Annotated in this window: 6 protein-coding genes and 2 pseudogenes; 6 read left to right on the top strand and 2 right to left on the bottom strand. The window is 53.8% G+C overall.

The annotated features are described in order from the left end of the window. Both WBM93_RS12875 and WBM93_RS12870 read right to left on the bottom strand, forming a co-directional pair. Nucleotides 1-254: pseudogene (locus WBM93_RS12875) on the bottom strand (hypothetical protein); the annotation flags it as partial. A 29-nt stretch (nucleotides 255-283) separates the two neighbouring features. Continuing rightward, on the bottom strand, nucleotides 284-1,252 hold the full coding sequence (locus WBM93_RS12870; protein WP_424432266.1) for a cation diffusion facilitator family transporter: 969 nt from the start codon (nucleotides 1,250-1,252) through the stop codon (nucleotides 284-286). Nucleotides 1,253-1,558: 306 nt separating this feature from the next. Here WBM93_RS12870 and WBM93_RS12865 point away from each other — a divergent pair, with 306 nt between their 5' ends. From WBM93_RS12865 to WBM93_RS12840, 6 genes and pseudogenes are all read left to right on the top strand, one after another. After that, a complete protein-coding gene (locus tag WBM93_RS12865; RefSeq protein WP_424432265.1) occupies nucleotides 1,559-1,909 on the top strand; it encodes an AtpZ/AtpI family protein in 351 nt (116 codons plus the stop codon). 45 nt (nucleotides 1,910-1,954) lie between these two features. Next, the gene (locus WBM93_RS12860) at nucleotides 1,955-2,707 is read left to right on the top strand and encodes a F0F1 ATP synthase subunit A (protein WP_424432264.1); all 753 of its coding nucleotides are present in this window, start codon (nucleotides 1,955-1,957) and stop codon (nucleotides 2,705-2,707) included. Nucleotides 2,708-2,748: 41 nt separating this feature from the next. After that, nucleotides 2,749-2,967: pseudogene (locus WBM93_RS12855) on the top strand (F0F1 ATP synthase subunit C); the annotation flags it as partial. A gap of 174 nt (nucleotides 2,968-3,141) precedes the next feature. Continuing rightward, nucleotides 3,142-3,627 (top strand): ATPase, encoded by a 486-nt coding sequence (locus WBM93_RS12850; protein ID WP_424432263.1) that lies wholly within the window; start codon nucleotides 3,142-3,144, stop codon nucleotides 3,625-3,627. Between the two features lie 23 nt (nucleotides 3,628-3,650). Beyond that, the gene (locus tag WBM93_RS12845; RefSeq protein ID WP_424432262.1) at nucleotides 3,651-4,178 is read left to right on the top strand and encodes a F0F1 ATP synthase subunit B; all 528 of its coding nucleotides are present in this window, start codon (nucleotides 3,651-3,653) and stop codon (nucleotides 4,176-4,178) included. A gap of 140 nt (nucleotides 4,179-4,318) precedes the next feature. Beyond that, nucleotides 4,319-4,509: hypothetical protein (locus tag WBM93_RS12840; RefSeq protein WP_424432261.1), on the top strand; the 191-nt coding region annotated here is incomplete at its 3' end.

Genomic DNA, 4,509 nt, shown 5'->3' with positions numbered 1-4,509 from the left:
CGCGATTCCTTGGCCAGCAAAGCGCCCACGACCGAAGCCGGTATGCCGGATTTTTCACGCAGCCAGTTTTCTGCCCGCGCCGAAACATTATCCAGATGGAGCCACATTGGCGTATTTGCGATATCGGTCGTATCGACTTCCGCCCAGCCACACAGTCGTCCGCCACCCTTGCCATCCAATATGCATCCGAATAACAGGCCGTCCTCTGGTTCGAGGTCATGAACACGGGATTTGATCACGGGTGCGTCAGTCATTGGCTGCTCATGCTCTTGATCGTTCCTTTTTACTTCCCATCGGGAGGCCGCTGTGAACTCATTTCTCCCGCGGCGATGGCGGTCGCGTGATGCTGGCGCCAGCTTTGCGCTTCGATGAATATCCGTTTCACATCCGGAAATTTTTCTTTGATGACCCGCTCAAAATCGGTGATCGCCTGTTCGACTTTATCAGCGGTTAAGCTGTCATCGAAGTCCACGCTGGCGGCCAGTAATATGTCCTGCGGTCCCATGTGCATGGTAAGAATTTCGTTCAGTCCCGTGATGCGTTTATCGGTCGAAACCAACTCTCGGATACCGGCAACAACCTCTGGAGAAGCGCCTTCCCCGATTAGCAGTCCTTTTGCCTCAATCGCCAATAACACCGCTACAAGGGCCAGGACGACACCAATGCAAATCGATGCGATTCCATCCAATATGGGCAGGTTGAATATCTGCGAACATAGAATCCCGATGAATGCGATCATCAGCCCCAACATCGCAGCGCTATCTTCAAACAATATCGTAAAAACAGTAGGGTCCTTGGAATTGCGAACCGCCGAAAGGACAGACTGATCACCACGCGTCTTTTGAAACTCGCGAAATGCAATCCACCAAGCGCCTCCTTCAAAAATCATCGCCAGGATCAAAACACCATAGCTCCATTCGGGCGACTGGACCGGCTGTGGATCACCAATGCTGTGAATTCCTTCATATATAGAAATACCGGAACCGACCGCGAATATCAGGATCGCAACTACAAAAGTATAGAAGTATAACTCCATTCCATAGCCAAATGGATGTTTTTCATCAGCTTTCCGCGTCGCGCGTTTCATACCAAAAAGCAGCAATATCTGATTGCCGCTATCGACGACGGAGTGCACGCCTTCACTAAACATGGCGGAGCTGCCGGTGATCGAAGCGACCACAAATTTCATGACCGCTATCAGGCTATTGCCTGCCAATGCCGCGTAAACGACTGTCTTTGAACCTGATGCCATATAAAAGGCGGCCCCCTCGCCGCGAACAAATACCCTTCACGACAATCCACCTTGCGTCAAGATAATGGGTCTAGATCCAACAGTCCTTCCGGACTCGGCCCAAGGTCACCACAAGGTCCCTTTTGCAGTCGAAGCCACATGGCTGCCCAGCTTGAAAATCCGCGTATAAACTGCCTAATTTCCGCATTGCAGCATTGCTGTTGACTTGGGCACGCTGCTTTCCTAAACGGACCGCGCCTTGGCGGGTCGGCCTGCTGTTATCTATGGCTCTTTTTGGCGCTCTTCGGGGCTTTTAAAGGGGCGATTATGGCAGCAAGCGAATCTGATCGGGATCCCCTCGAAGAGGATGTGCGGGTTTCATCGCTGGAAGAGCGACTGGAAACGGCACAGAATAGAGAGCGGATCAAAGCGGGGCACCGAAACAAAGGGCCGGACGAAAGTCAGCGGCTCGGCGCGAGGGTGCTAAGCTATCTGATTGGGGGCGTGGCTGCTGGTTTCTTCCTCGGGTGGCTTTTTGACACCTGGCTTGGAACGACGCCATTGTTCCTGTTGTTGTTCTTCTTCCTGGGAACGGGAGTGGCCTTCAGGAAAATTTATGTGATTTCGAGCCCACCGGTAGATGACATCGGAACGGCTATAGCAGATGATGATGATTGACGATCAGGGGTTAGATTAGTGGCTACAGAAGGCAAAATTGATCCTATGCACCAGTTTGAAGTGCAGCCCATCTTTGATGGCTTCACTTTATTCGGTCAGCAGATCAGTTTCACGAATAGCGCGCTCTGGATGTTCCTTGTCCTGGGGCTTCTCTATGTGTTCATGATGGGCGGAATGAAGCGCGAGCTGGTTCCCGGCCGCTGGCAGATCATGGTCGAGGGCGTTGTCGGTTTTGTCGACAATATCATTGCCACCAGCATTGGCCCCAACGGCAAAAAATATACGCCCTGGGTTTTCACCCTGTTCATGTTCATCCTGTTTTCCAATCTGCTCGGCATGATGCCCTTTGGTATCATCCCCGGCATCCATCCATTCACCGTCACCAGCCAGTTTACCGTAACCGGCCTGCTGGCTGCGATCAGCTTCTCGATTGTACTGATTGTCGGCTTCTGGAAACATGGCTTCAAGTTTTTCAGCCTGTTCATCCCGCACGGTACACCGGTTGTGATGATCCCGCTGATCTTCATGGTCGAGCTATTGTCCTTCCTTGTACGCCCCTTCAGCCTCGCGTTGCGGCTGTTCGTTGCGATGATCGCCGGCCATATCCTGATCAAGGTATTCGCAAATTTCGTCATCCAGGCGATTGACGCGGGCGGTGCCAGTTGGGGTATTGCGGTTCTCAGCATTATCTTCATCGCCTTCGTCAGCGCGCTGGAACTGCTCGTTTGCGCCATTCAGGCCTATGTTTTCGCTCTTCTCACATCGCTGTATATCAACGATGCGGAAAATCTTCACTAAGTCACTTTCAATCCCTAGTTTTACAATACGGAGTTAAAAAAATGGATCTCTCTTCTGCACAAGTTATCGGCGCTGGCCTGGCTGCAATCGGCGTTGGTGCCGCTGCTACCGGTGTTGGTAATGTTTTCGGTTCCTTCCTCGAAGGCGCTTTGCGTAACCCGTCTGCGGCTGACGGCCAGCAGGGACGTCTGTTCATCGGCTTCGCGGCTGCCGAATTGCTCGGCCTGATCGCTTTTGCTGTCGCAATGATCATTCTCTACGCTCCGCCAGCTGTTACAACAGCAGATGTCGTTGCAGTAGAAGCAGCGGCTGTCGATGCGCCAGCAGCAGTCGAAGCACCGGCAGAAGCAGCAGCAGAATAATCTGCTGAATGCGTCGGCCTTGTCCAGCTTGGCCATATCGTCGGTTTTGCGTCTTGAATTTACAGGTGAATAATGCCTCAAATTAGTCAGCTCTTGGAAGTCTATGGTAGCCAGTTTTTCTGGCTGCTGATCGTGATCGGAATCATCTATTTTGGTATTGCCAAAAATATGGTGCCCAAGATCAGCAAGACGGTCGATGACCGCCAGAAGCGGATCACCGGCGATCTTGCTGCAGCTCAGGCTGCGCAGGACAAGGCTGAAAAAATTGAGACCGATTATCGCACCAGTATCAATGATGCACGGGCCGAGGCGCTTGGCAATGTCAACGAAGCCAAAGCTAGCGCGGCGAAAAAGAACGAAGCTGCGGTCAAGCGGGCCGATGCCGGCTTTGCCAAAAAGGCCGACGAGGCCGATGCCGCTTTGAAAGCCGCCAAGACGGCGGCTCTCAAGGAAATCGAAATCGTGGCGGCTGAAGCAGCGCAAGCCATTGTCGCGACGGTTTCGGGCGCCAAGGTTTCGGCAGCAGATGCAAAAAAGGCGGTCAAGGCCGCTTTCTGAGCGCCTGCTGAAGGAGATAGAATATGCTATTGACGATTCTGGCAGAAGGCGCGGAAGCAAGCGCACTCGGACTGAACGCAACCGGATGGGTTGCTGTAGGCATGCTGATCGTATTCGGCATCATGCTATGGGCAAAGGTTCCCAAGATCATCGGAGCAATGCTCGACAAGCAGATCGCCGAGATCAAGAAGACTCTCGACGAAGCCGCCAATCTCCGCAAAGAAGCCGAAGCTTTGAAAGCGGAATATGAAGCGAAGACCGCTGGCGCGCAGGCGGAAGCTGAAGCGTTGATGGAAGGCGCCGAAAAAGAAGCCGCTGCACTGGTCAAACAGGCAGAGGCCGATACCAAGGCGCTACTCGCCCGTCGTAAGAAAATGGCGGAAGAAAAAATTGGCGCGGCAGAGCGTTCTGCCATAGCCGAGGTTAGGGCCAAGGCGGCAACCGCCGCAACCCAGGCAGCGCAGGCTCTGATCGCCGCACGCCATGATGCAGCTGCGGACAAGGCTTTGGTCGACAAAGCCATTGGCGATATCGGCAAGGCGCTGAATTAGGCCACTGTCGTCCCCGTGCAGGCGGGGTACAGTTGTCAATTCCGGTTTTTTCCAACCATTCATTCGAGGTTCCTGCTTGTACGGGAACTATGATGTGATTGATTCTGGCAATGCGCACGATGCGCGCTTAGATATGCCCCATGTCCAAGGCTGACCGACCCGACCAACCCAATGCCGCGTCCCGTTTCAACGAGGACAAGGCGACCTATGCGGTGCGTGGGGAGGGCGATACGCCCGATCTCGAAGCCGGAATGGCGGCTATCCGCGAGGTGTTGAACACGCTGCCCACGCGGCCTGGCGTCTACCGGATGCAGGACAAGCGCGGCGATGT

This window comes from Parasphingorhabdus sp., assembly GCF_049667325.1.
Taxonomy (GTDB): domain Bacteria; phylum Pseudomonadota; class Alphaproteobacteria; order Sphingomonadales; family Sphingomonadaceae; genus Parasphingorhabdus.
Note: the sequence above shows the minus strand (reverse complement) of the source record. Positions and strands in the feature narration are given on the sequence as shown.

Bases quoted from the DNA above. Each gene is read 5' to 3' on its own strand.
- WBM93_RS12845 (WP_424432262.1), top strand. From the start codon at position 3,651: ATGCTATTGACGATTCTGGCAGAAGGCGCGGAAGCAAGCGCACTCGGA.
- WBM93_RS12870 (WP_424432266.1), bottom strand. From the start codon at position 1,252: ATGGCATCAGGTTCAAAGACAGTCGTTTACGCGGCATTGGCAGGCAAT.
- WBM93_RS12860 (WP_424432264.1), top strand. From the start codon at position 1,955: ATGCACCAGTTTGAAGTGCAGCCCATCTTTGATGGCTTCACTTTATTC.
- WBM93_RS12850 (WP_424432263.1), top strand. From the start codon at position 3,142: ATGCCTCAAATTAGTCAGCTCTTGGAAGTCTATGGTAGCCAGTTTTTC.
- WBM93_RS12865 (WP_424432265.1), top strand. From the start codon at position 1,559: ATGGCAGCAAGCGAATCTGATCGGGATCCCCTCGAAGAGGATGTGCGG.